This is a genomic window from Enterobacter sp. KB-221C9 (assembly GCF_041320715.1).
In the GTDB taxonomy this organism is placed as follows: Bacteria; Pseudomonadota; Gammaproteobacteria; order Enterobacterales; family Enterobacteriaceae; genus Enterobacter; species Enterobacter asburiae_D.
Genome location: NZ_JBGIWG010000010.1, coordinates 97,799 through 116,035 on the forward strand (window position 1 = coordinate 97,799; position 18,237 = coordinate 116,035).

Genomic DNA, 18,237 nt, shown 5'->3' on the forward strand with positions numbered 1-18,237 from the left:
TCAGTTCCCCTCTCCGGCCGCTATCGCATTGACCACGTCCAGCGCGCTGCGCACGCCATCTTCATGAAAACCGTTGTACCAGTAGGCCCCGCAGTACCAGCTCCGCTGGTGGCCATTGATCTCGCCGCGCCGCGCCTGCGCCCGCCAGCTTTGCGGGTTAAACAGCGGGTGTTCATAGACAAAGCGTTGCAGAACGAAACGTTCATCTACCGGCGCGTCCGGATTCAGGGTGACGCAGAACAGCGGACTGCCCGCAGGCAGCCCCTGCAGGATGTTCATGTTGTAGGTAACGCAGGCGCTGGCCTGTTCCTGAGCGCTCAGGCGATAGTTCCAGCTGGCCCACGCCCGCTGCCGCACCGGCAGCCAGCGCGGATCGCTGTGTAAAACGACCTCGTTGCGCTGCCAGCCGATATCGCCCAGCACCTCGCGCTCCGCGGGCGTTGGGTCATCAAGCATCGCCAGCGCGCTGGCGGAGTGGCAGGCAAAAATCACCCGATCGAAGGTATGGCTGCCGTTTTCAAGCTCAAGGGTAACCCCGTGCTCGTGGCGGCTCACGCGCTGCACCGGTGAATTAAGATGCAGATTCAGACGGTCACCCAGCTTGTCGAGCATGGCGCGGATATACTCCCGCGAGCCGCCCGGCACCACGTACCACTGCGGGCGCTGGGTGATATCCAGCAGGCCGTGGTGGTGGAAGAAGCGCAAAAAGAGCGGCAGCGGGAAACGCTTCATCTCCTGCAGCGACGATGACCAGATGGCGGCCCCCATCGGCAGAATGTAGTGGCGCGCGAAAAACGGCGTGAAGCCGTGCTGGTCCAGAAACGTCTGCAGCGTGGCGTTCGGGTCCACCTCCCCGTCCAGCGCCTGTTTCGCCAGGCGATTGAAGCGGACGATATCCCCGAGCAGCCGCCAGAATGCCGGATTCACCAGGTTTCGACGCTGGGCAAACAGCGACGTCAGAGTGTGTCCGTTGTACTCCAGCCCTGTCGCCGGGTTGTGCACCGAAAAGCTCATCTGCGTTTTTTGCCCGCTGATGCCCAGCTCGCTGAGCAGGCCCATAAAGCGCGGATAGGTGCGGTCGTTGTAGACGATAAACCCGGTATCGATCGCGTATGTGCCCTGTGGCGTCGTCACGTCAACCGTTGCGGTATGGCCGCCGGGCGTGGCACCCGCTTCAAACAGGGTCACCTGATGGTGTCCGGCCAGGCGCCAGGCGCAGGTCAGCCCGGCGATGCCGCTGCCGATAATCGCAATGTTCATGAACGCACCATCCTGCGCAGCAGCGCGCGCTGAAGAAACGCGGGCAGCCCGGAGAGCAACCGCAAAATAAAGCCGAACCCGTCAGGAAACGCGATATGCATTTTCCCTGCCGCCAGCCCGGTACGGATCGCCCTAACCGCGTCGTCGACGCTCACCCTGCCCGGCATGGCAAAATCGTTTTTGCGCGTCAGGGGCGTATCAACAAAGCCCGGGGAGACAACCGTCACGGCAATCCCTTTTGGCTCCCAGTCCAGCCGCAGGCTCTCGGCAAACCAGCTCAGCGCCGCTTTGGACGCGCCGTAGGCCTCAGCCCGAGGGAAAGGCAGCCAGTGGGCCATGGAACTCACCAGCACCACGCGGTTGCCAGCCGCCAGCTGCGACTGCAGCGCGTCAAGGCAGTTCACCGGGCCGAGGAAATTTGTCGCCATAACCCGCTCCACCAGCGCCGCATCCACCACGCCCTGCTCGAGGTATTCGCAGGTACCGGCGCAGAGAATAATCAGATCGGCGTAGCTGCCGGTCAGCGCCTGGCGACAGGCGTCCCTGTCTGTCATATCGAACAGGCGAACGGTGAGATTGGGGCAGGTCTGATGCAGCGCTTCAAGACGCGCCGGATCGCGTCCGCAGGCAATCACGTGGTAGCCGTCAGCGGCATAGGATTTCGCCAGCCCGGCACCGATGCCCGAGCTTGCGCCGGTAATCAGCACCGTCTTCATGATTTGACCCTCCGCTTCACGCCGCGCACCGCCCAGCCAAGCAGAGGAAGATGTTCGTAGATCATCTCTCCCGCATCGTAATAGTCGCGCTGGTGCGTGATGAGATCGTTTTCGGTGTGCACCACTGAACACCCCGGCAGTTCGAGCGGCTCTCCCCCGGCAATGCGCGGGTGCGACCAGTGCATTACCCAGGTGACAACAAACCGGCTACCGCTGCACAGCGGCGAATCGATGGTAAAACGGCAATGCTCGACGTTGGCCAGCAGATGGGTGAAATAGCGCTGAAGCGCGAAAATCCCGTCATGCTCGCCAAACGGATCGACAAGCGAGGCATTCGAATGGTAAAGCCCCACCAGCGCGGACGGCGGCTGGCTATCCAGTGCGGCGTAGTACTCAACAAACCGACTCACGACAGAGGGCAAAGTGCTCATGGGTCACATCCTGGCTGTAAACAACGTGGCGTAATCGCATAATTAAAACTTACACAATTAACGTTATTTGTCCAAGTTTGTGACGATCTATTTTTTATTTTGGCTATATATCAATGATTTAAAGTTATGCAAAAGAGTGGGTTTTATAGACCTAGTAAGGCGAAGCCGCCGCCCGGCTTTCACTTTCAGGTTATCCTTAAGGCAAACTTGCCGGTCTTCTTCCAGGCTTATCCTTTTTATTCATAAGGATGTCTGCCGTGAAACGCTTCTTTTTCTCCCTTTTCTCCAGCCCCGAATCTTTGCTCCAGGTGATGAGTCAGCAGGAAATCATTGAAGCCGTCGAAGATGGCGATCGCATCATTATCGACCAGGACGGAAACGCCTCGGTGAACTACAAAAGCAACGAGGTGCGGCAGGATTTTCTGCGTCACGTCAACACGCTGAAGAGGGCCTGATATGGGAACGGCGATATTTATGGTGCTGATGGTATGCGGGTACTGGTACACCAGTCGCGACCTGTCGACCCGCTTTAAAATCAAGCGCTCATTTGGCTGGGACGTCTATTTCCTTGTGGCGCTGTACGGCTGTATTTTCGTTCTGCAGGGCGTGATTGCCACCGGTCTGCTCTGGCTACTCTTGCTCGCCCTGTCCGCCGCCAACAACGCTTTTCACTTTGCCTCACCAAAATATACCGACTGGCAAATCGACTTTATGAACTGGAGCTTTTTAGGCATTCAGGCGCCGGTGGTCGTGATGCTGGCGTTTGCCATCCTGTTTTGCCTCTACCGCTCTAACTGGGCAGGCAGCGCCAGGCTGGACGGTGAAAGCCGGAAAAAGCTCTACAAACGTCTGGCGCAGTCGAGCGGTATCGAACAACTGCTGTACCAGTGTATGGAGCAAGGCGAGCTGGCGCAGGTTACGCTCCGTTCCAGGCGGATTTACGTCGGCATGATCCACACCGCGACGCTGGAATATGAAAAAACGGCCAATATCGTGCTGATCCCGATGTTAAGCGGGTACAGAGACGCGAAGACGATGAACTTTCGCATCGAGAATAATTACAGCAAGTGGTATGCAGAGCATGACATCACGCTCGACTCTGAACCCCGCAGCGCCATGTCATTCCGGAAGGTGATTTTACTCAATCAGATCGAAAGCATCTCACTGTTCGATCCCGCCAGCGCCAGCGCGCTGTCGCTGGCACAGCATGACGCGCATTCTAAAGAGGCATCCCCATAATCCTGATTATGCTCTGCTGTGAAGCGGTTTCGAAAAGGACGTTCTTAACGCAGAGCATGCCCTGCTTCTGGTAGAACCGGTACGCGCCCGCGTTCTGCTCAAGCACCTCCAGCCAGAGATAGTCTTTCCCCAGGTTCCGGGCCATGTCGGTGATGTTGTTGAACATCACCTGACCATAGTTCTTGCTGGTCTCGGCGGGATCGAGGTAGAGCTTGTTGAGGAGAACGCCCTTCTTGTCCGTTTCCGGGATCCTGGCTTCCCATGTCACTTTCATGAATCCCACTGGCTGAGCGGTCTCTGCAACATACCAGGAAACAGCGTTATCTTTCAGGCTCTGTTCAACTACAGAAAGCGCGTACTCGCCGTGCAGAAAATCCTTCATCTCGGCCTCTGACACCCACAGATGCTGAAAATGGGCGGGATAGATGCGGTATCCCAGCTCGCTTAAGAGCGCTGAATCGGCCGCAGTGGCCTGTCGAATTCGAAGAGTCATGAAAAGTATCCCTGGTAATCACCCGCGTTGGGCATTTTGATAAAGGTCCCAGCGGTTGCCGTAAATATCTTCAAACACCACCACCGTACCGTACTCTTCCTCACGAGGTTCTTCGCAGAAATGAACGCCTTTGTCTTTCATTGCATGATAATCGCGCCAAAAATCATCCGTCTGAAGGAACAGAAAAACTCTGCCGCCGCATTGATTGCCGATAAAGCTTTCCTGCCTCTCGTTAGATGCACGAGCCAGCAAAATATTGCAGTCGCTTTCCGGATTGGGTGAGACGACCACCCAGCGTTTACCCGGTTGAGGGGTATCTTCTACGAGGGTAAAACCCAGCTTGTCTGTGTAGTATTCAATGGCACGATCGTAGTCATCAACCACAATGGCCACACAGCCCAGGCATCTTTTCTGTGTTCTCATTTTTTCGTTTCCTTTGCATAAATGGGTGACGGATAACGCCATCCCATTGAAGCATGCTGGCCGCCGGGTTTACAGGCTTGCGTAAGCCTCACGTTTTTCTGCCCATTTCAGCATGGCATCAAGCGCCGGGCATAGTGCCTGCCCCCATTCGGTGAGTCGATATTCCACTTTTGGTGGCACCTGAGGGTAGACCATCCGCGAAACGATACCGTCGGACTCGAGTTGTCGAAGTTGCTGCGCCAGCATCTTCTGGGAAATACCGGGGATCAGTTTTTCGAAATCAGAGTAGCGCTGCACTTTCCCGTCGAAAAGATGAAAAAGAATAATTAATTTCCAGCGGCCTTCCAGCAGCCGTAATACTTGCTCCACGCCGCTTGCAGCAGATTCGGGACTATATAACTTACTCATAATTTAGTAACTCACTTTTTCGTGCGTACTTGTCAATTTATCAGTCTATGTTGAATATACCTGTACTGTAAATAACGGGAGTGAAAGGCCATGTCATTAGACATTAATTTTAAAGGCAAACGCGTGCTTGTTACCGCTGGCACAAAAGGGCTCGGAAAAGCAGTCGTGGGACTTTTAAAACAACTCGACGCAACGGTATTTACCACGGCGCGCCACGAGCCGGACGTAAATATCGCGGATATTTTCGTAGCCGCTGAACTTACTACCGTCGCTGGATGTGCCTCAGTCGCATCCGCGGTTCAGGAACAGATGGGAGGTGTCGACGTAATTATCCATGTTGCAGGCGGTTCAACCTCACCCGGTGGCGGTTTTGCTGCGCTTGGCGAGGAGGAGTGGCAGCAGGAGCTCAATCTTAATTTGTTGCCTGCAGTACGCTTAGATCGCGCCCTGCTTCCCGGAATGCTCGCGCAGGGAAACGGGGTGATTATTCACGTGACGTCTATTCAACGCGAACTGCCGTTACCGGAATCAACAACGGGTTATGCGGCGGCTAAAGCAGCCCTCTCAACCTACAGTAAAAGTCTTTCAAAGGAAGTCTCGCCGAAGGGGGTTCGGGTGGTGCGCGTTGCACCCGGCTGGATCGAAACTGAAGCTGCGGTTGCACTGGCGGAGAGGCTGGCAAAGCAGGCAGGAACAGACTACGAAGGCGGCAAACAGATCATTATGAAGGCGTTAGGCGGAATACCGCTCGGACGCCCAGCCAGGCCGATTGAGGTGGCCAACCTCATCGTCTTCCTCGCTTCATCGCATGCTGCAAGTATCACAGGTACTGAATTTGTGATTGATGGCGGCACCATTCCGACAGTGTAACGCGGGTGCTTAATCGGCCCGGCGCCAGGGCTGATTCATCACAGGGGAATATCACCGACAGGTCAGCCTCTCTACGCCCGTTTTTAACACATTTATGACCGTTTCTGAATCCATGCCCATTTGTGCATGAATAATTGCGCCGTCGATGAGCAGCATGATTTCATTGACGACGCGCGCATCCGCGATCTTCGTCAGCGATGCAATAATTTTCTTTGTTTCGCCTTTATGATTGCGGCATATCGCTTTTATTTCGCTTTCAATATCTTCCGATTTTGCCTCTGCGCTGGCATTAATAAACGCGCAGCCGTGAAACTCGGGCGAAATAAACCATTCGTAAAGCGTTGCAGGTATCGCATCAGAAGGTACTTTACCTTCGACGAGATGCCGATGCAGCGTGGACTCAAACCAGTCAATCCATATTTCATGCCGATAGTGCAAATAGGCGAGAATAAGTAAACTTTTGCTCGGAAAATGGCGATAGAAAGTCACCTTGGTGACTTTCGACACTTTAATCAGCGTATCCACGCCCGTCGCCCTGAAGCCTGTGGAATAAAACAGATCGTGCGCCGTAAATAATATCTTATCTCTGACGCTGATTTTTGTATCGTTGCCTTCAGGTTCTGTTTTCACTTTTTGGTAGCCTCAAAACGGATGTTGACAGCGTTATTTTACAGGCATAGATTACCGCATGTAGACAGACCTGTCTACATCATATAACGCAGAGGTAATCGCAATGAACGCACGTCCTCCTTTACCGCCCTTCACCCGTGAAAGCGCCATCGAAAAAGTCAGACTGGCAGAAGATGGATGGAACAGCCGCGACCCGGCGAAAGTCGCGCTGGCCTATACGCTGGATACCCAGTGGCGCAACCGCGCCGAGTTCGCCACCAACCGTGAAGAGGCGCAGGCGTTTCTGGAGCGGAAATGGAAAAAAGAGCTGGACTATCGTCTGATTAAAGAGCTCTGGGCGTTTACGGATAACCGCATTGCGGTGCGCTATGCCTATGAATGGCATGATGATTCCGGCAACTGGTTCCGCTCTTACGGCAATGAAAACTGGGAGTTTGAGCCGGACGGACTGATGAAGCGCCGCTTTGCCTGCGTAAACGATATGCCGATAAAAGCCTCTGAGCGACTGTTCCACTGGCCGCTGGGCAGACGCCCGGACGATCATCCTTCACTGAGCGATCTGGGGTTATAGTTTTGTCACCAAAATAAGAGATAGCGCGCATTTCGGTGACAACCTCAGGACTACGCTAGGAGCGGTTTTCAGGAGGAACAAAATATGAAAAAGCTTCTGATATGTTGTTTGTTCGGTAATACCGCAAACTCTCTTGCCAAAAAAATGCAGTCCCTGGCAGAACATGAAGGCTATCCGCTGATGATTAGCGCCGTTGGGCTGGATAACTTCGCCAGCGTCGCCCCTGCTTTCGACGGTTTTCTTATCGCGCCGCACATTCAGTACAAACTCGATGAGATAAAAGAAACGGTGGGTAATACGCGTTCGATCGCTATTATTGAGAGCCTGCCCTATGCGTCCCTGGACGCGAAGAAAGTGTTGAGTTTCGTGAAGGAGCAGATGCCTGAACTGGCTGCCTGATAGATAAGGCCGCATCGGTTTTGCGGCCTCCACTCACCCGCCGATCAAAACGCGGCTTTCCCCGACATTCTGATCATATTGCGTCCACGCTCGGCTTAAGCAAAACGGCTCGGTTCAGCGCAAGGGAGTTGCGCTGAAATCCTCGCTTATCGCAGACAGATAGATGCCATAGTGCACGAAAAACAGTGATACACTTACCCCACCTGGTTGATCGTCCCGTCTGAAGGGCTCATGATAAATGGCGGTAACCAAAGTACGAAATGGTCACTCGTTGTTAATCGTAGCCCGTCACGCTAAGCTTAAATAATGACTAAAAATATGAACCCCCCATCCGCACGTGGTCCCCTTGACCACGCTGTCAGAGAGCAAATCGTCGAAGCCGCTTTTGAGCACTTCGGTCACTACGGCTATGAAAAAACCACCGTCGCCGAACTGGCTAAATCCATCGGTTTTTCAAAGTCCTACATTTATAAGTTTTTCGATTCCAAACAGGCCATCGGCGAGGTGATCTGCGCTAACCGCCTGGAGCTGATCATGGCGGCGGTGCTTTCCGCCATCAAGGATGCCCCGTCAGCAAGCGAAAGATTACGCCGTCTTTTCAAGGCGCTCACCGAAGCGGGGAGCGAGCTGTTTTTCCACGACCGTAAGCTTTACGACATTGCCGCCGTCGCCGCACGCGAGCAGTGGCCGTCGACAGAACGGTATTCAGAAAGCCTGATGAAGCTGATTGAGAGCATCATCATCGAAGGCAGGCAGGCCGGAGAGTTTGAGAGAAAAACGCCGCTGGATGAGGTTACACAGGCTATCCATATGGTGATGTGTCCTTACATTAACCCCGTTCAGCTGCAGTACAACCTCGAAATGGCTCCCACCGCGGCGGTGCTTCTCTCATCAATGATTTTAAGAAGCCTGGCCCCCTAATTTGTGACCATTGACATTTTTGGTCACTAGTCAGAGAATGCGGATACCGTCTTGTTACGTCAAAAAGGTTTCCCATGCTCAGGCTCACTTCAGCCCGCGTTGCCGTTTGTCTCCTGCCGTTTGCCCTCGTGGCGTGCGGCGATATTTCCGCGAGTGACGATCCGCGCACAAAGCCACCGCTCGTCAGATCCACATCCGTCGAGCTTGCGAACAATACCGCCCGCGCCTTCACCGGCGTAGTGGTCGCAAGAACGCAAAGCGATTTGGGTTTCAGGGTTCAGGGAAAAATCCTTGAGCGACTGGTTGATACGGGGCAAACCGTCAAACAGGGTCAGCCCTTGCTGCGCCTGGATCCGGTTGACCTGAAATTACAGGCCCAGGCGCAGCAGCGTGCGGTGGATGCTGCCCAGGCGCGCGCGCGAAAAGCCTCCAGCGATGAGGCGCGCTATCGCGGTCTTGTGGCGTCCGGCGCCGTATCGGCCTCGGAGTATGACCAGATCAAAGCGGCAGCCGATACGGCCAGAGCCGATCTCAGCGCCGCCCGGGCGCAGGCCAGCGTGGCGCAAAACGCCACGGGCTATGCCGTACTGCTGGCAGATTCAGACGGCGTGGTCATGGAGACGCTCGCCGAGCCGGGCCAGGTCGTCAGTGCCGGACAGGTGACGATCAGGCTCGCCAGAGCGGGACAGCGTGAAGCGCTCGTGCAGCTTCCGGAAACGCTGCGCCCTGCCGTCGGCAGCGAAGCGCAGGCCACACTTTATGGCAATGAAGAACACCCGGTCACCGCAACGCTGCGGCTGCTGTCTGACTCGGCCGATGCCGCGACCCGCACGTATGAAGCCCGCTACGTGCTGGATGGCCTGCTGGCGAACGCGCCGCTGGGGGCGACCGTCACGCTGAATATTCAGAACAATAAAGCGGAAGGTCAGGTCATGCAGGTCCCGCTGGCGTCACTCTATGATGCAGGAAAAGGTCCCGGCGTATGGCGCATTTCCGCCCAGCCGGCAAAGGTCGCATGGACGCCCGTCAAGGTGCTGAGCGTGGGTGAAGATGCGGTGCAGGTCACGGGCGGGGTGAAGCCCGGTGAGAAGATTGTTGCGTTAGGCGCACATCTTCTGCACGAAGGTGAGGTCGTCAGGCTTGCTAAACAACGCAATGCCGCCCTGGCGGAGAACACACCATGAGCGGAAGCCGCTTCAACCTGTCAGCGCTGGCCGTCCGCGAACGTTCCATCACGCTGTTTCTGATCGTTCTGGTCACGATTGCCGGAATCTACGCCTTCTTTGGGCTCGGGCGCGCGGAAGATCCGCCCTTCACGGTAAAGCAAATGACGGTGATAACCGTCTGGCCGGGCGCCACCGCGCAGGAGATCCAGGATCAGGTCGCCGAACCGCTGGAAAAGCGCCTGCAGGAACTCAAATGGTATGACCGTACCGAAACCTATACCCGTCCCGGCATGGCGTTTATCACGTTGTCATTGCAGGACAAAACCCCGCCTGCCGAAGTGCAGGAGGAGTTCTATCAGGCGCGTAAGAAGCTTGGAGATGAATCGCAGCGTCTTCCAGCGGGCGTCATCGGCCCGATGATCAATGACGAATTCTCCGATGTTACCTTTGCCCTCTTTGCCCTGAAAGCGAAAGGCGAACCGCAGCGGCAGCTGGTACGTGATGCCGAAGGCCTGCGCCAGCAGCTTCTGCACGTTCCCGGCGTGAAGAAAGTGAACATTATCGGCGAACAGGCCGAGCGGATTTATATCTCCTTCTCCCATGACCGTCTGGCGACGATCGGGCTCTCACCCCAGGATATTTTCAATGCCCTCAACAGCCAGAACGCGTTAGCCGCGGCGGGTTCCATTGAGACCCGAGGCGCGCAAATTTTTATCCGCCTGGACGGCGCGTTCGATGAGCTGCAGAAAATTCGCGATACGCCATTTGTCGCTCAGGGTAAAACGCTCAAGCTGTCCGATGTGGCGACGGTTGAACGGGGCTACGAAGATCCCCCGACGATGCTGATACGTAATCAGCATGAGCCCGCCCTTCTGCTGGGCATCGTGATGCGCGAAGGCTGGAACGGCCTGGCGCTGGGTAAAGCGCTGGATGCGGAAACGGCAAAAATAAATGATAGCCTGCCGCTTGGCATGTCCCTGACCAAGGTCACCGACCAGTCCGTGAATATTCGCTCGTCGGTCGATGAGTTCATGGTTAAATTCTTCGTCGCCCTGCTTGTGGTCATGGTGGTTTGTTTTGTCAGCATGGGCTGGCGCGTGGGGGTGGTGGTTGCGGCGGCGGTCCCGCTGACGCTGGCGGTCGTTTTCGTGGTGATGGAAGCCGCGGGAATAAACTTTGACCGCGTGACGCTGGGCTCCCTGATCCTCGCCCTCGGCCTGCTGGTTGATGATGCCATTATCGCCATCGAAATGATGGTGGTTAAGATGGAAGAAGGTTATGACAAAATCAAAGCCTCGGCCTTTGCCTGGAGCCATACCGCCGCGCCCATGCTGGCCGGTACCCTGGTGACGGCCATTGGCTTTATGCCGAATGGTTTTGCCCAGTCGACCGCCGGGGAATACACCAGCAATATGTTCTGGATTGTCGGCCTCGCCCTGATTGCGTCGTGGTTTGTCGCGGTGGTGTTCACGCCCTATCTTGGGGTGAAGATCCTGCCGGCGATCCCCAAAGTAGAAGGGGGTCATGCCGCCATCTATAACACGCCTCGCTATAACCGTTTTCGCCAGCTGCTTGCCCGCGTTATCGCCAGAAAATGGCGGGTTGCCGGGTCGGTGGTCGCCATTTTCATCGTGGCCGTGCTCGGAATGAGTCTGGTAAAAAAACAATTTTTCCCGACCTCCGATCGCCCGGAAGTCCTGGTTGAGGTGCAGATGCCCTACGGTACCTCGATTGAGCAAACCAGCGCCGCAGCGGCAAAAATAGAAGCGTGGCTTGGCCAGCAGCCGGAAGCCAAAATCGTCACTGCTTATATTGGTCAGGGTTCGCCCCGCTTTTATCTGGCGATGGCGCCTGAACTGCCCGACCCGTCTTTTGCGAAAATCGTGATCCTGACGGACAGCGAGACGTCACGCGAGGCGCTCAAGCTCCGGCTGAGAGAAGCGGTCGCCAACGGCCTGGCGCCCGAAGCGCGCGTGCGGGTGACGCAGCTGGTGTTTGGCCCTTACTCGCCCTTCCCGGTTGCCTGGCGCGTGACGGGTCCGGATGTCGAACAGGTGCATGACATCGCTGATAGGGTGAAAGCCGTGCTTCAGGCAAGTCCGTTGATGCGAACCGTCAACACCGACTGGGGGTCACGCGTACCCGTCTTGCATTTCTCCCTCGATCAAAACCGCCTGCAGGCAACCGGATTAACCTCCAGTGCCGTTGCCGAGCAGCTTCAGTTCCTGCTCTCTGGCGTGCCCGTCACCTCCGTGCGGGAAGATATTCGCTCGGTAGAGGTGGTTGGCCGCGCGGCGGGAGATATCCGTCTTGATCCGGCAAAAATAGAGGGCTTTACCCTTGTCGGCAATGCGGGACAGCGCGTTCCGCTGTCTCAAATCGGCAAGATTGAGATCGGCATGGAAGATCCGATCCTGCGTCGTCGCGATCGCACGCCGACGATAACCGTTCGGGGCGATATCGCTGACAATCTTCAGCCACCGGATGTGTCGGTCGCCATCATGAAGCAGCTCCAGCCGATTGTTGATGCGCTGCCGGCCGGGTACCGAATCGACATGGCGGGTTCGATTGAGGAATCGGGCAAAGCCACGCAGGCAATGATCCCGCTGTTCCCGATCATGATTGCCCTGACGCTGCTGATCATCATTTTGCAGGTGCGCTCAATCTCGGCGATGGTGATGGTGTTCTTAACCGCGCCGCTGGGGCTGATTGGCGTGGTGCCCGTGCTGTTGATTTTCAATCAGCCGTTTGGCATCAACGCGCTGGTCGGTTTGATCGCCCTTTCCGGCATTCTGATGCGCAATACGCTGATTCTGATCGGTCAAATCGATCATAACCAGAAGGAGGGTCTCGAGCCGTTCCAGGCGGTGGTTGAAGCGACGGTTCAGCGCGCCCGCCCGGTCCTTCTGACCGCCATGGCCGCCGTGCTGGCGTTCATTCCCCTGACGCATTCGGTGTTCTGGGGCACGCTGGCCTACACGCTGATAGGCGGAACGCTGGGCGGAACGATCATCACGCTCGTCTTCCTGCCCGCGATGTATGCGATCTGGTTCCGCATCCGCCCAGCGGAACAACGCGTGCAGCACCCCGCAGAAAACGTGTAAACTACCATGAGTAGATAACACATCTGAGGAAAGCATGGTTGTTAAGCGCTTAAGAAAAGAGGACCGCCGCGTGCAGCTGCTGGAGGTTGCACGCGGAATTGTTCGTCAGCAAGGCACGGAGGCGTTGACGCTTGGCTACCTGGCCGAGCGGGCCAACGTGACCAAACCTATCCCCTACGACCACTTTGGCGATCGTGAAGGGTTGCTGATGGCGCTGTACCAGGACTATAGCGATCGGCAGCTGGCAAAATTCCGCGAGACGCTGGCGGTCGACAGCAAAACGCTGGAGAAGACGATCCGTTTTTTCAGCGCCGCCTATATCGACTGTGCCATTACCGCCGGGCCTGAAACCGGGCCGATCGCCGCGGCGCTGTCCGGTTCCCACGCGTTGCAGACGTTTCGTGAGGCATGCGTGGCAGAATGTGCCGACTGCCTGCGTACCGCGCTTTCCCCTTTTGTCACGCTGAAAGGCGTTCAGGGAGAAGCAGCGCTGACGGCCATCATTGGCGCGGCGGACGCGCTCAGCACCGCAGCAGGCAACGGCGTGCTCGCCCGGAATGTTGCGGAAGATACGCTCAGCGGCGTCATGACCGGCGTGCTGGAGACCTACGTGAATAGCACAAAATGATCGCTCGGGGCGGATTGACACCTAAGTTACCAATAGTAATATAGGTGTCAGTTCTCACCCATTCGAGGTCGCTATGTCTGCTACAAATGCCATTAATAACGCACTGATCCTGACGGCTCACCCTGTCGACAATTCATTATCCCATTCGCTGGCTGCCCGCATTGCCGGGAAATTACGCGAGCAAGGAACGCAGGTCGAGATTGCCGATCTGCATGCTGAAGGGTTTAACCCGGCCATGTCTCGTGCCGACCTTGATTTGTATCACGGCGATCCGAGCGCCCTTCCCGACGATATTCTGCGCGAGCAGCAGCGCGTCGAGCGGGCGGATATGCTGGTGTTTGTCTTCCCGGTGTACTGGTGGTCGGTCCCCGCGCTGTTGAAAGGCTGGTTCGATCGCGTATTAACCCTGAACTGGGCGTATAAGGTGGCCGAGGATGGCCGGATCGTGGGCAACTTACGTGATATTCCCGTCCGCCTGATTGCCACCGGCGGCAGCGATCTCAGCGGATTCGACAAACACGGCTATTCGACGGCGATTCAGACGCAGATTATCGAAGGGGTATTTGGCTTCTGCGGGTTGAAGAACGTTAAGCTCGATGTCCTTTACCAGGCAGACACGGCGACGCCTGAGCAGGTTGAGGTGTTCCTGCAAAGCCTCGGCAATATTAAATAATATCAGCCTGTGAACTTCATATAACCCAGGCGCAACGCTAACGTTGTGTAGCACCAATATTATAATGTCACTTTTTGCGACACATAAGGATAAAACCTTTGCTGAAACAAGGATATCCGGATACTGGTGACTATGTCAGATAAAGAATTAAACCGCGTTAACGTCATTCAGGCGGTCTGTGAAAAGCGGCTCAGACGGCGTGATGCAGGCGCACCAGGACTGGCTCACGGCCACAGGGGAAAGCCCGGCAATCAGTGTCCATTGTCTGCCTGACTCCTTTAAACTTCATGTGCTGGCTCTGATGCGTCAATATTACCCCGACTTCAGTCCGACACTGGCGGCTGAAAAACTCCGGGAACGGCACGCGCCTCGGGACGGTGCTGAAACTGGCACAGGACAAAATGGACGAGCTGGAGCTTCAGGATAAGCGCAGCCGGAGTAAATCCATGCCAAAACGCTGTGCTCATGCCAGAATTCAGGAACAGCTGATAGCCATCTATCCCGTATTAGCCAATCCGGAAGAATTCAGATCCAGTCTGGTAAAATAGAACGGACATCCCGGCCTTCATTTAGCACTACTAACGCAGGTGGCAGGGCGGTAGAAAATGATTTCAGGGTCACCTTCATCAAGGTTGTCTATGTAACCGCTTGGTCTGAAGCCCAACCTGACAAACAACTCCTGCATTTGCCTGTTCGACATGTTGGCGGAACCGAACAATTTCGAGTCGGTGATGGCTGAGTCGAAATGTCTAATAATTGCGGTGCCTAACCCCTGGTTACGATATTCTACCCCTACCATCACCATCTCAATAAAAGGCTGGTCAAAGAAATGGCGCGTTAGTACGCCGTAAGCGACCACCCGATTATTTACCTCTGCAACACAACAGCACGCCGACCCGAGCCAGTAACGAATTTGGTCACGTCGCGCCATGCTATCTGCGGCAACTGAGTCGATGGCGCAAAGCGCCTCATAGTCATCAATACTAGCTGAACGTACGCACACGATCTCATCTTCTCTATAGTAGCCAACTACAATTGTTGTCAGGGTCCGAAGTACGCTTTCTGAAACTTAATCGCAATAAACTGTTTTTTCATTATGTTTCGGAACTCCCTTTTTGTCCTTGACCATCATAATAAAGAGTTGAAGACAGCTCTCTAAAGAAGAAAAGATGACATTTCTTCTTTGTGGAATCAGGTGACATTTTAAACTTGCAATAACACGTTGCACCTACTGATGTTGGTGTATTGAAGAGAATCTCTCACCAGGGCTATAACTGGACGCGATAGTTACGCTAACAGCGAAATAAACAAAGGTAATTGCATGTATCAGTCATTTCAGCCAACAATCACGCTCACCACCACCGGAACCTTCGGCGGCGTGGGCGTATCTGTAGCAAACGACTGACAGACAGAACCTCAACCCCCGCCAGTCTGGACGGGGAAACAACTCTCCGTTCACCACCCTCTGAATGGAGAAAGAAAATGGTTTCATCTGACAATGCGCTCTTAATTATCGACATGCAGCAGGGCCTCTTCCGGGGCCCAGTTTCCCCCAGTTCCGCCGATGCCGTTCTGGCAAATATCCGTTTGTTGATAACCAACGCGCGGCACGCGCAGGTGCCCATCTTTTTTGCCCGCCATATCGGGCCAGACGACTCCCCCTTCTCAGAGAAGGGTCCCTTAACACAGCTGATCCCCGAGCTGGACGTGAAGGACCATGATGTTGTTTTCACAAAGCGCTATCCCAGCTGTTTTCGGGATACCGAATTGCTGCGTGAACTTAATCAGAGAGGCATTAAACAGCTGGTCATTGCCGGGATGAAAACAGAATTTTGTGTCGATACCACCTGCCGGGCCGCACCGGAGCTGGGTTTCAGGACGGTATTGATTTCAGATGCGCATACCACAATGGATAATGCACATTTATCCGCCAATGACATCATTGCGCATCACAACAGCACGCTGGCCGGTCCATTCGTGACGCTGTCGACTGCCGGCGACTGGCATTTTAATACGGTCAGTTGAGTTGGCGGGATCGTCTCTCTCTTTTCCGGCGCGCCTTTTCGCGCGCCGGGCACATGAGAAAATAATTACAGCGTAAAACCACCGTCACCCACCTGCGCCTGGGCGTACCATTTCATCAGCTCCGCGCTGCCGGGCGCGTTCTCAGCCGGTGACCATGGGGCGGTATCGTGCTCAGGTACAGGCTGGTAGCCGCCGTGTTTTACCTCAAAAATGACGCCGCCTTTATCCAGCGACAGCACGGCATGCCAGGTACCGGCATCCATCTCCAGCACCTTGCAGTCTTCACCTAACACCACGCGCTGGGTCACGTTACCGCTGTCATCAAAATTCAGCACCAGAAAGCGACCGCTCAGAGCGGTTAGCAGTTCAAACGTGTGCGGGTGGCGATGGGGGCGAACATAGGTGCCGGGCTCCATCGCGATGGCCAGGCGCTGCACCGGGTCGCTCAGCTCAGGATGTAAATTGCGATGCGCGCGTAAGCGAGGAGAATTGGCAGCCTGCTCGCTTTGTTGCTGCAGGTCACTGAACGTAATTTGTTTCATATACACCTTTGTGAATGGAATCAGCGGACGGCAACCCGATTGCCGCAAGACGTTATACCATTCTGAACGGTCGATGAGCGATGGCATTTGTGAAACAAATCGCTGCAACGTGAGGATGTGCGTGATTGCACTCCAGGGCGTAACGTTGAGTAAAACTCACTTTGATTTCCACTATTTATCGTTTTTCAAAAGTGACGCCTCTGAAATACCATCCATTCATCCCTGGGATAGAAAAAAATAAATAATACCAAGCCTGTATGGAGCACCTATGACACTCGATGTTTTATTCCATGTAATGAATATTATCTCGCCTCATAAATTTAGCGCCCAAGCAAATGCGCATGAGTTGATAACGTTACTTTCAACAGAAAAGGAAAGCTCAGAGGCGCTATCACCTTTTATCCATCGACTGCACCTCCTCTCTTTCGCCCAAAGCAATTCAGCTAACGCTGAAGAGTTGCTCTCAGCGCATTTACCTAAAGAAGATGGGCTCCTTCCGCTGCTTGACTTTGAGGATTGGCCAAAGGTGCGTTACGCCGCGTCAGGCGAAGCTCAGACGCGTGAATCGGAGGAGTATTTCCGTGAAATGACGTCGGCTGCCAATCTGTTACGCGCTGCGCTGATCGATGCTGAACGCGCAAAGGGGACGCCTGCGCTTTATATTCTGGATAAATTACTTAACCTGAACAGCGCCCTGCCGGAAAGATATAAAAAGATGGCGAATATACCCTACGCATAAAATTATTCAGCAGGCAGGATATCCCGTACGGAATATCCTGCTTTTATATTGATTAAACGCGTTTCTCATCGTAATCGAGACAAACAATATCCTGAGAGGGAAAAACCGGCGTATGGAGCTGAAGCCAGGCCATCAGGCGTTCGATACTCTCTCTTCTGAGCGAATTTTTCGGCCAGACAAGATAGTAGCCTTCGCCGGTTGCGATTGCTTCCCTGAAAGGCAGTGCGAGAAGCCCACTCTCAAGCGCTTCAAGCGTAAGACGAAGATCGGCCATAGCAACACCATGTCCGCTCATGGCAGCACGGCTTCCCTGTTCCAGGGTGTCGAATACTATCCCTCGGCTCACGTCGAGTCCGGGGAATAACCCCGTTCTTTTCAGCCAGCGCTTCCAGTCCCGTCTGTCCGGCGAGGGGTGAATCAGATCGCACTGCGCAAGCCGATGCCGGGCAGAATCAAGCAAAGACGGGGTACAAACGGGAATGAGCCATTCGCTGAAAAGCAGCCTGCTCTCTGTTGAGTCTCCGAAATAGCCGTTGCCGAGCAGGATCGCACAATCGTAGGGCTCACGGCTGAAGTCAACGGAATCAATGTCCATCCAGACGCTGGCTATCTCAACTTGAGGTTTTGCATGGTTATCACGAAAGATTTTCAGAACGTCAAGAAGCCACCGCATCGTCAGGGAGCTGGGGGCTTTGAGGCGCAGAAGGTGGTTTTCACTTTTAAATGCGCGACAGGCCCACTCGATGCTGGTGAAACTTTCGCTCAAATGTCCGGCCAGAACGCGTCCGGCATCGCTGACCTCCACTCTTGGCCCTTGACGCTTAAAGAGCTCACAGTCGAACCACATTTCAAGCGTCCGGACATGCCTGCTGACCGCGCCAGGCGTGATATTCAGTGCTTCAGCCGCTTTGCTGAAGGAGTTAAGCCGCGCGGCAACTTCAAAAGCGCGAAGCGCATACAGTGGCGGTAAAGACATACGTCCCCTTTCTGTGAGGTTTA

At 55.0% G+C, this 18,237-nt stretch carries 22 protein-coding genes and 1 pseudogene; 13 read left to right on the plus strand and 10 right to left on the minus strand.

Annotation, left to right across the window (positions count from 1 at the left end; genetic code table 11):
* From AB8846_RS15820 to AB8846_RS15830, 3 genes are read right to left on the minus strand one after another with little or no spacing between them, the layout of a single operon-like run.
* Nucleotides 1–1,260 (minus strand): NAD(P)/FAD-dependent oxidoreductase, encoded by a 1,260-nt coding sequence (locus AB8846_RS15820; protein WP_370733118.1) that lies wholly within the window; start codon nucleotides 1,258–1,260, stop codon nucleotides 1–3.
* The gene (locus tag AB8846_RS15825) at nucleotides 1,257–1,976 is read right to left on the minus strand and encodes an SDR family NAD(P)-dependent oxidoreductase (protein WP_331412363.1); all 720 of its coding nucleotides are present in this window, start codon (nucleotides 1,974–1,976) and stop codon (nucleotides 1,257–1,259) included. The genes AB8846_RS15820 and AB8846_RS15825 overlap by 4 nt, the downstream gene beginning before the upstream one ends.
* A complete protein-coding gene (locus AB8846_RS15830; RefSeq protein ID WP_370733119.1) occupies nucleotides 1,973–2,407 on the minus strand; it encodes a nuclear transport factor 2 family protein in 435 nt (144 codons plus the stop codon). Before AB8846_RS15830 ends, AB8846_RS15825 begins: the two co-directional genes overlap by 4 nt.
* Nucleotides 2,408–2,655: 248 nt before the next feature.
* On the opposite strand from AB8846_RS15830, the gene AB8846_RS15835 reads away from it, so the two are divergent.
* Both AB8846_RS15835 and AB8846_RS15840 read left to right on the plus strand, forming a co-directional pair.
* A complete protein-coding gene (locus AB8846_RS15835) occupies nucleotides 2,656–2,862 on the plus strand; it encodes a hypothetical protein (RefSeq protein ID WP_370733120.1) in 207 nt (68 codons plus the stop codon).
* Between the two features lies 1 nt (nucleotide 2,863).
* Entirely contained in the window at nucleotides 2,864–3,646 is a 783-nt protein-coding gene (locus AB8846_RS15840) for a hypothetical protein (protein ID WP_370733121.1), read from the plus strand.
* Here the strand turns inward: AB8846_RS15840 and AB8846_RS15845 are convergent.
* The 3 genes from AB8846_RS15845 to AB8846_RS15855 all read right to left on the minus strand — a co-directional run bounded on the left by AB8846_RS15845 (nucleotide 3,627) and on the right by AB8846_RS15855 (nucleotide 4,970).
* On the minus strand, nucleotides 3,627–4,139 hold the full coding sequence (locus AB8846_RS15845; protein WP_370733122.1) for an N-acetyltransferase family protein: 513 nt from the start codon (nucleotides 4,137–4,139) through the stop codon (nucleotides 3,627–3,629). The genes AB8846_RS15840 and AB8846_RS15845 overlap by 20 nt on opposite strands.
* Nucleotides 4,140–4,157: 18 nt before the next feature.
* The gene (locus tag AB8846_RS15850) at nucleotides 4,158–4,562 is read right to left on the minus strand and encodes a VOC family protein (protein ID WP_331412368.1); all 405 of its coding nucleotides are present in this window, start codon (nucleotides 4,560–4,562) and stop codon (nucleotides 4,158–4,160) included.
* 69 nt (nucleotides 4,563–4,631) lie between these two features.
* Nucleotides 4,632–4,970: a helix-turn-helix domain-containing protein gene (locus tag AB8846_RS15855; protein ID WP_063145711.1), complete on the minus strand. Its 339-nt coding sequence runs from the start codon at nucleotides 4,968–4,970 to the stop codon at nucleotides 4,632–4,634.
* Nucleotides 4,971–5,060: 90 nt separating this feature from the next.
* On the opposite strand from AB8846_RS15855, the gene AB8846_RS15860 reads away from it, so the two are divergent.
* Nucleotides 5,061–5,840: an SDR family oxidoreductase gene (locus AB8846_RS15860; RefSeq protein ID WP_370733123.1), complete on the plus strand. Its 780-nt coding sequence runs from the start codon at nucleotides 5,061–5,063 to the stop codon at nucleotides 5,838–5,840.
* 51 nt (nucleotides 5,841–5,891) lie between these two features.
* Here AB8846_RS15860 and AB8846_RS15865 read toward each other — a convergent pair whose 3' ends face one another.
* Nucleotides 5,892–6,470, minus strand: coding sequence for a TetR/AcrR family transcriptional regulator (locus tag AB8846_RS15865; RefSeq protein WP_370733124.1), 579 nt, complete (start codon nucleotides 6,468–6,470; stop codon nucleotides 5,892–5,894).
* A gap of 103 nt (nucleotides 6,471–6,573) precedes the next feature.
* Here AB8846_RS15865 and AB8846_RS15870 point away from each other — a divergent pair, with 103 nt between their 5' ends.
* From AB8846_RS15870 to AB8846_RS15905, 8 genes and pseudogenes are all read left to right on the plus strand, one after another.
* Nucleotides 6,574–7,041 carry a DUF1348 family protein gene (locus AB8846_RS15870; protein ID WP_370733125.1) on the plus strand — a complete coding sequence of 156 codons (468 nt, stop codon included), beginning with the start codon at nucleotides 6,574–6,576 and terminating at the stop codon, nucleotides 7,039–7,041.
* Nucleotides 7,042–7,125: 84 nt separating this feature from the next.
* Entirely contained in the window at nucleotides 7,126–7,440 is a 315-nt protein-coding gene (locus AB8846_RS15875; protein ID WP_063145707.1) for a PTS sugar transporter subunit IIB, read from the plus strand.
* Between the two features lie 306 nt (nucleotides 7,441–7,746).
* Entirely contained in the window at nucleotides 7,747–8,361 is a 615-nt protein-coding gene (locus AB8846_RS15880; RefSeq protein ID WP_063145706.1) for a TetR/AcrR family transcriptional regulator, read from the plus strand.
* Nucleotides 8,362–8,435: 74 nt separating this feature from the next.
* On the plus strand, nucleotides 8,436–9,545 hold the full coding sequence (locus tag AB8846_RS15885) for an efflux RND transporter periplasmic adaptor subunit (protein ID WP_331412372.1): 1,110 nt from the start codon (nucleotides 8,436–8,438) through the stop codon (nucleotides 9,543–9,545).
* On the plus strand, nucleotides 9,542–12,631 hold the full coding sequence (locus AB8846_RS15890) for an efflux RND transporter permease subunit (protein ID WP_370733126.1): 3,090 nt from the start codon (nucleotides 9,542–9,544) through the stop codon (nucleotides 12,629–12,631). The genes AB8846_RS15885 and AB8846_RS15890 overlap by 4 nt, the downstream gene beginning before the upstream one ends.
* Before the next feature lie 34 nt (nucleotides 12,632–12,665).
* Nucleotides 12,666–13,259, plus strand: a complete 594-nt coding sequence (locus AB8846_RS15895; RefSeq protein ID WP_370733127.1) for a TetR/AcrR family transcriptional regulator — start codon at nucleotides 12,666–12,668, stop codon at nucleotides 13,257–13,259.
* A gap of 73 nt (nucleotides 13,260–13,332) precedes the next feature.
* Nucleotides 13,333–13,932 carry an NAD(P)H-dependent oxidoreductase gene (locus tag AB8846_RS15900; RefSeq protein WP_370733128.1) on the plus strand — a complete coding sequence of 200 codons (600 nt, stop codon included), beginning with the start codon at nucleotides 13,333–13,335 and terminating at the stop codon, nucleotides 13,930–13,932.
* Between the two features lie 365 nt (nucleotides 13,933–14,297).
* Nucleotides 14,298–14,480, plus strand: a pseudogene (locus tag AB8846_RS15905) (ISNCY family transposase); the annotation flags it as partial.
* Between the two features lie 17 nt (nucleotides 14,481–14,497).
* On the opposite strand, the gene AB8846_RS15910 reads toward AB8846_RS15905, so the two are convergent.
* Nucleotides 14,498–14,863 (minus strand): GNAT family N-acetyltransferase, encoded by a 366-nt coding sequence (locus AB8846_RS15910; protein WP_331412376.1) that lies wholly within the window; start codon nucleotides 14,861–14,863, stop codon nucleotides 14,498–14,500.
* A 551-nt stretch (nucleotides 14,864–15,414) separates the two neighbouring features.
* Between AB8846_RS15910 and AB8846_RS15915 the strand changes: the two genes are divergently transcribed.
* The gene (locus tag AB8846_RS15915; protein WP_370733129.1) at nucleotides 15,415–15,957 is read left to right on the plus strand and encodes a cysteine hydrolase family protein; all 543 of its coding nucleotides are present in this window, start codon (nucleotides 15,415–15,417) and stop codon (nucleotides 15,955–15,957) included.
* 65 nt (nucleotides 15,958–16,022) lie between these two features.
* On the opposite strand, the gene AB8846_RS15920 is transcribed toward AB8846_RS15915, so the two are convergent.
* The gene (locus AB8846_RS15920; RefSeq protein ID WP_014883727.1) at nucleotides 16,023–16,499 is read right to left on the minus strand and encodes a WbuC family cupin fold metalloprotein; all 477 of its coding nucleotides are present in this window, start codon (nucleotides 16,497–16,499) and stop codon (nucleotides 16,023–16,025) included.
* A 268-nt stretch (nucleotides 16,500–16,767) separates the two neighbouring features.
* On the opposite strand from AB8846_RS15920, the gene AB8846_RS15925 reads away from it, so the two are divergent.
* Entirely contained in the window at nucleotides 16,768–17,238 is a 471-nt protein-coding gene (locus AB8846_RS15925; RefSeq protein WP_370733130.1) for a hypothetical protein, read from the plus strand.
* A gap of 52 nt (nucleotides 17,239–17,290) precedes the next feature.
* On the opposite strand, the gene AB8846_RS15930 is transcribed toward AB8846_RS15925, so the two are convergent.
* Nucleotides 17,291–18,214 carry a LysR substrate-binding domain-containing protein gene (locus AB8846_RS15930; RefSeq protein WP_370733131.1) on the minus strand — a complete coding sequence of 308 codons (924 nt, stop codon included), beginning with the start codon at nucleotides 18,212–18,214 and terminating at the stop codon, nucleotides 17,291–17,293.
* Between the last annotated feature and the right edge of the window lie 23 nt (nucleotides 18,215–18,237).

Excerpts from the sequence above, each read along its gene's own strand:
- AB8846_RS15845 (WP_370733122.1), bottom strand. The coding sequence starts at position 4,139 with ATGACTCTTCGAATTCGACAGGCCACTGCGGCCGATTCAGCGCTCTTA.
- AB8846_RS15885 (WP_331412372.1), top strand. The coding sequence starts at position 8,436 with ATGCTCAGGCTCACTTCAGCCCGCGTTGCCGTTTGTCTCCTGCCGTTT.
- AB8846_RS15910 (WP_331412376.1), bottom strand. The coding sequence starts at position 14,863 with ATGGCGCGACGTGACCAAATTCGTTACTGGCTCGGGTCGGCGTGCTGT.
- AB8846_RS15895 (WP_370733127.1), top strand. The coding sequence starts at position 12,666 with ATGGTTGTTAAGCGCTTAAGAAAAGAGGACCGCCGCGTGCAGCTGCTG.
- AB8846_RS15855 (WP_063145711.1), bottom strand. The coding sequence starts at position 4,970 with ATGAGTAAGTTATATAGTCCCGAATCTGCTGCAAGCGGCGTGGAGCAA.
- AB8846_RS15890 (WP_370733126.1), top strand. The coding sequence starts at position 9,542 with ATGAGCGGAAGCCGCTTCAACCTGTCAGCGCTGGCCGTCCGCGAACGT.
- AB8846_RS15820 (WP_370733118.1), bottom strand. The coding sequence starts at position 1,260 with ATGAACATTGCGATTATCGGCAGCGGCATCGCCGGGCTGACCTGCGCC.
- AB8846_RS15925 (WP_370733130.1), top strand. The coding sequence starts at position 16,768 with ATGACACTCGATGTTTTATTCCATGTAATGAATATTATCTCGCCTCAT.
- AB8846_RS15870 (WP_370733125.1), top strand. The coding sequence starts at position 6,574 with ATGAACGCACGTCCTCCTTTACCGCCCTTCACCCGTGAAAGCGCCATC.
- AB8846_RS15915 (WP_370733129.1), top strand. The coding sequence starts at position 15,415 with ATGGTTTCATCTGACAATGCGCTCTTAATTATCGACATGCAGCAGGGC.
- AB8846_RS15840 (WP_370733121.1), top strand. The coding sequence starts at position 2,864 with ATGGGAACGGCGATATTTATGGTGCTGATGGTATGCGGGTACTGGTAC.
- AB8846_RS15930 (WP_370733131.1), bottom strand. The coding sequence starts at position 18,214 with ATGTCTTTACCGCCACTGTATGCGCTTCGCGCTTTTGAAGTTGCCGCG.
- AB8846_RS15880 (WP_063145706.1), top strand. The coding sequence starts at position 7,747 with ATGACTAAAAATATGAACCCCCCATCCGCACGTGGTCCCCTTGACCAC.
- AB8846_RS15825 (WP_331412363.1), bottom strand. The coding sequence starts at position 1,976 with ATGAAGACGGTGCTGATTACCGGCGCAAGCTCGGGCATCGGTGCCGGG.
- AB8846_RS15830 (WP_370733119.1), bottom strand. The coding sequence starts at position 2,407 with ATGAGCACTTTGCCCTCTGTCGTGAGTCGGTTTGTTGAGTACTACGCC.
- AB8846_RS15860 (WP_370733123.1), top strand. The coding sequence starts at position 5,061 with ATGTCATTAGACATTAATTTTAAAGGCAAACGCGTGCTTGTTACCGCT.
- AB8846_RS15900 (WP_370733128.1), top strand. The coding sequence starts at position 13,333 with ATGTCTGCTACAAATGCCATTAATAACGCACTGATCCTGACGGCTCAC.
- AB8846_RS15835 (WP_370733120.1), top strand. The coding sequence starts at position 2,656 with ATGTCTGCCGTGAAACGCTTCTTTTTCTCCCTTTTCTCCAGCCCCGAA.
- AB8846_RS15875 (WP_063145707.1), top strand. The coding sequence starts at position 7,126 with ATGAAAAAGCTTCTGATATGTTGTTTGTTCGGTAATACCGCAAACTCT.
- AB8846_RS15850 (WP_331412368.1), bottom strand. The coding sequence starts at position 4,562 with ATGAGAACACAGAAAAGATGCCTGGGCTGTGTGGCCATTGTGGTTGAT.
- AB8846_RS15920 (WP_014883727.1), bottom strand. The coding sequence starts at position 16,499 with ATGAAACAAATTACGTTCAGTGACCTGCAGCAACAAAGCGAGCAGGCT.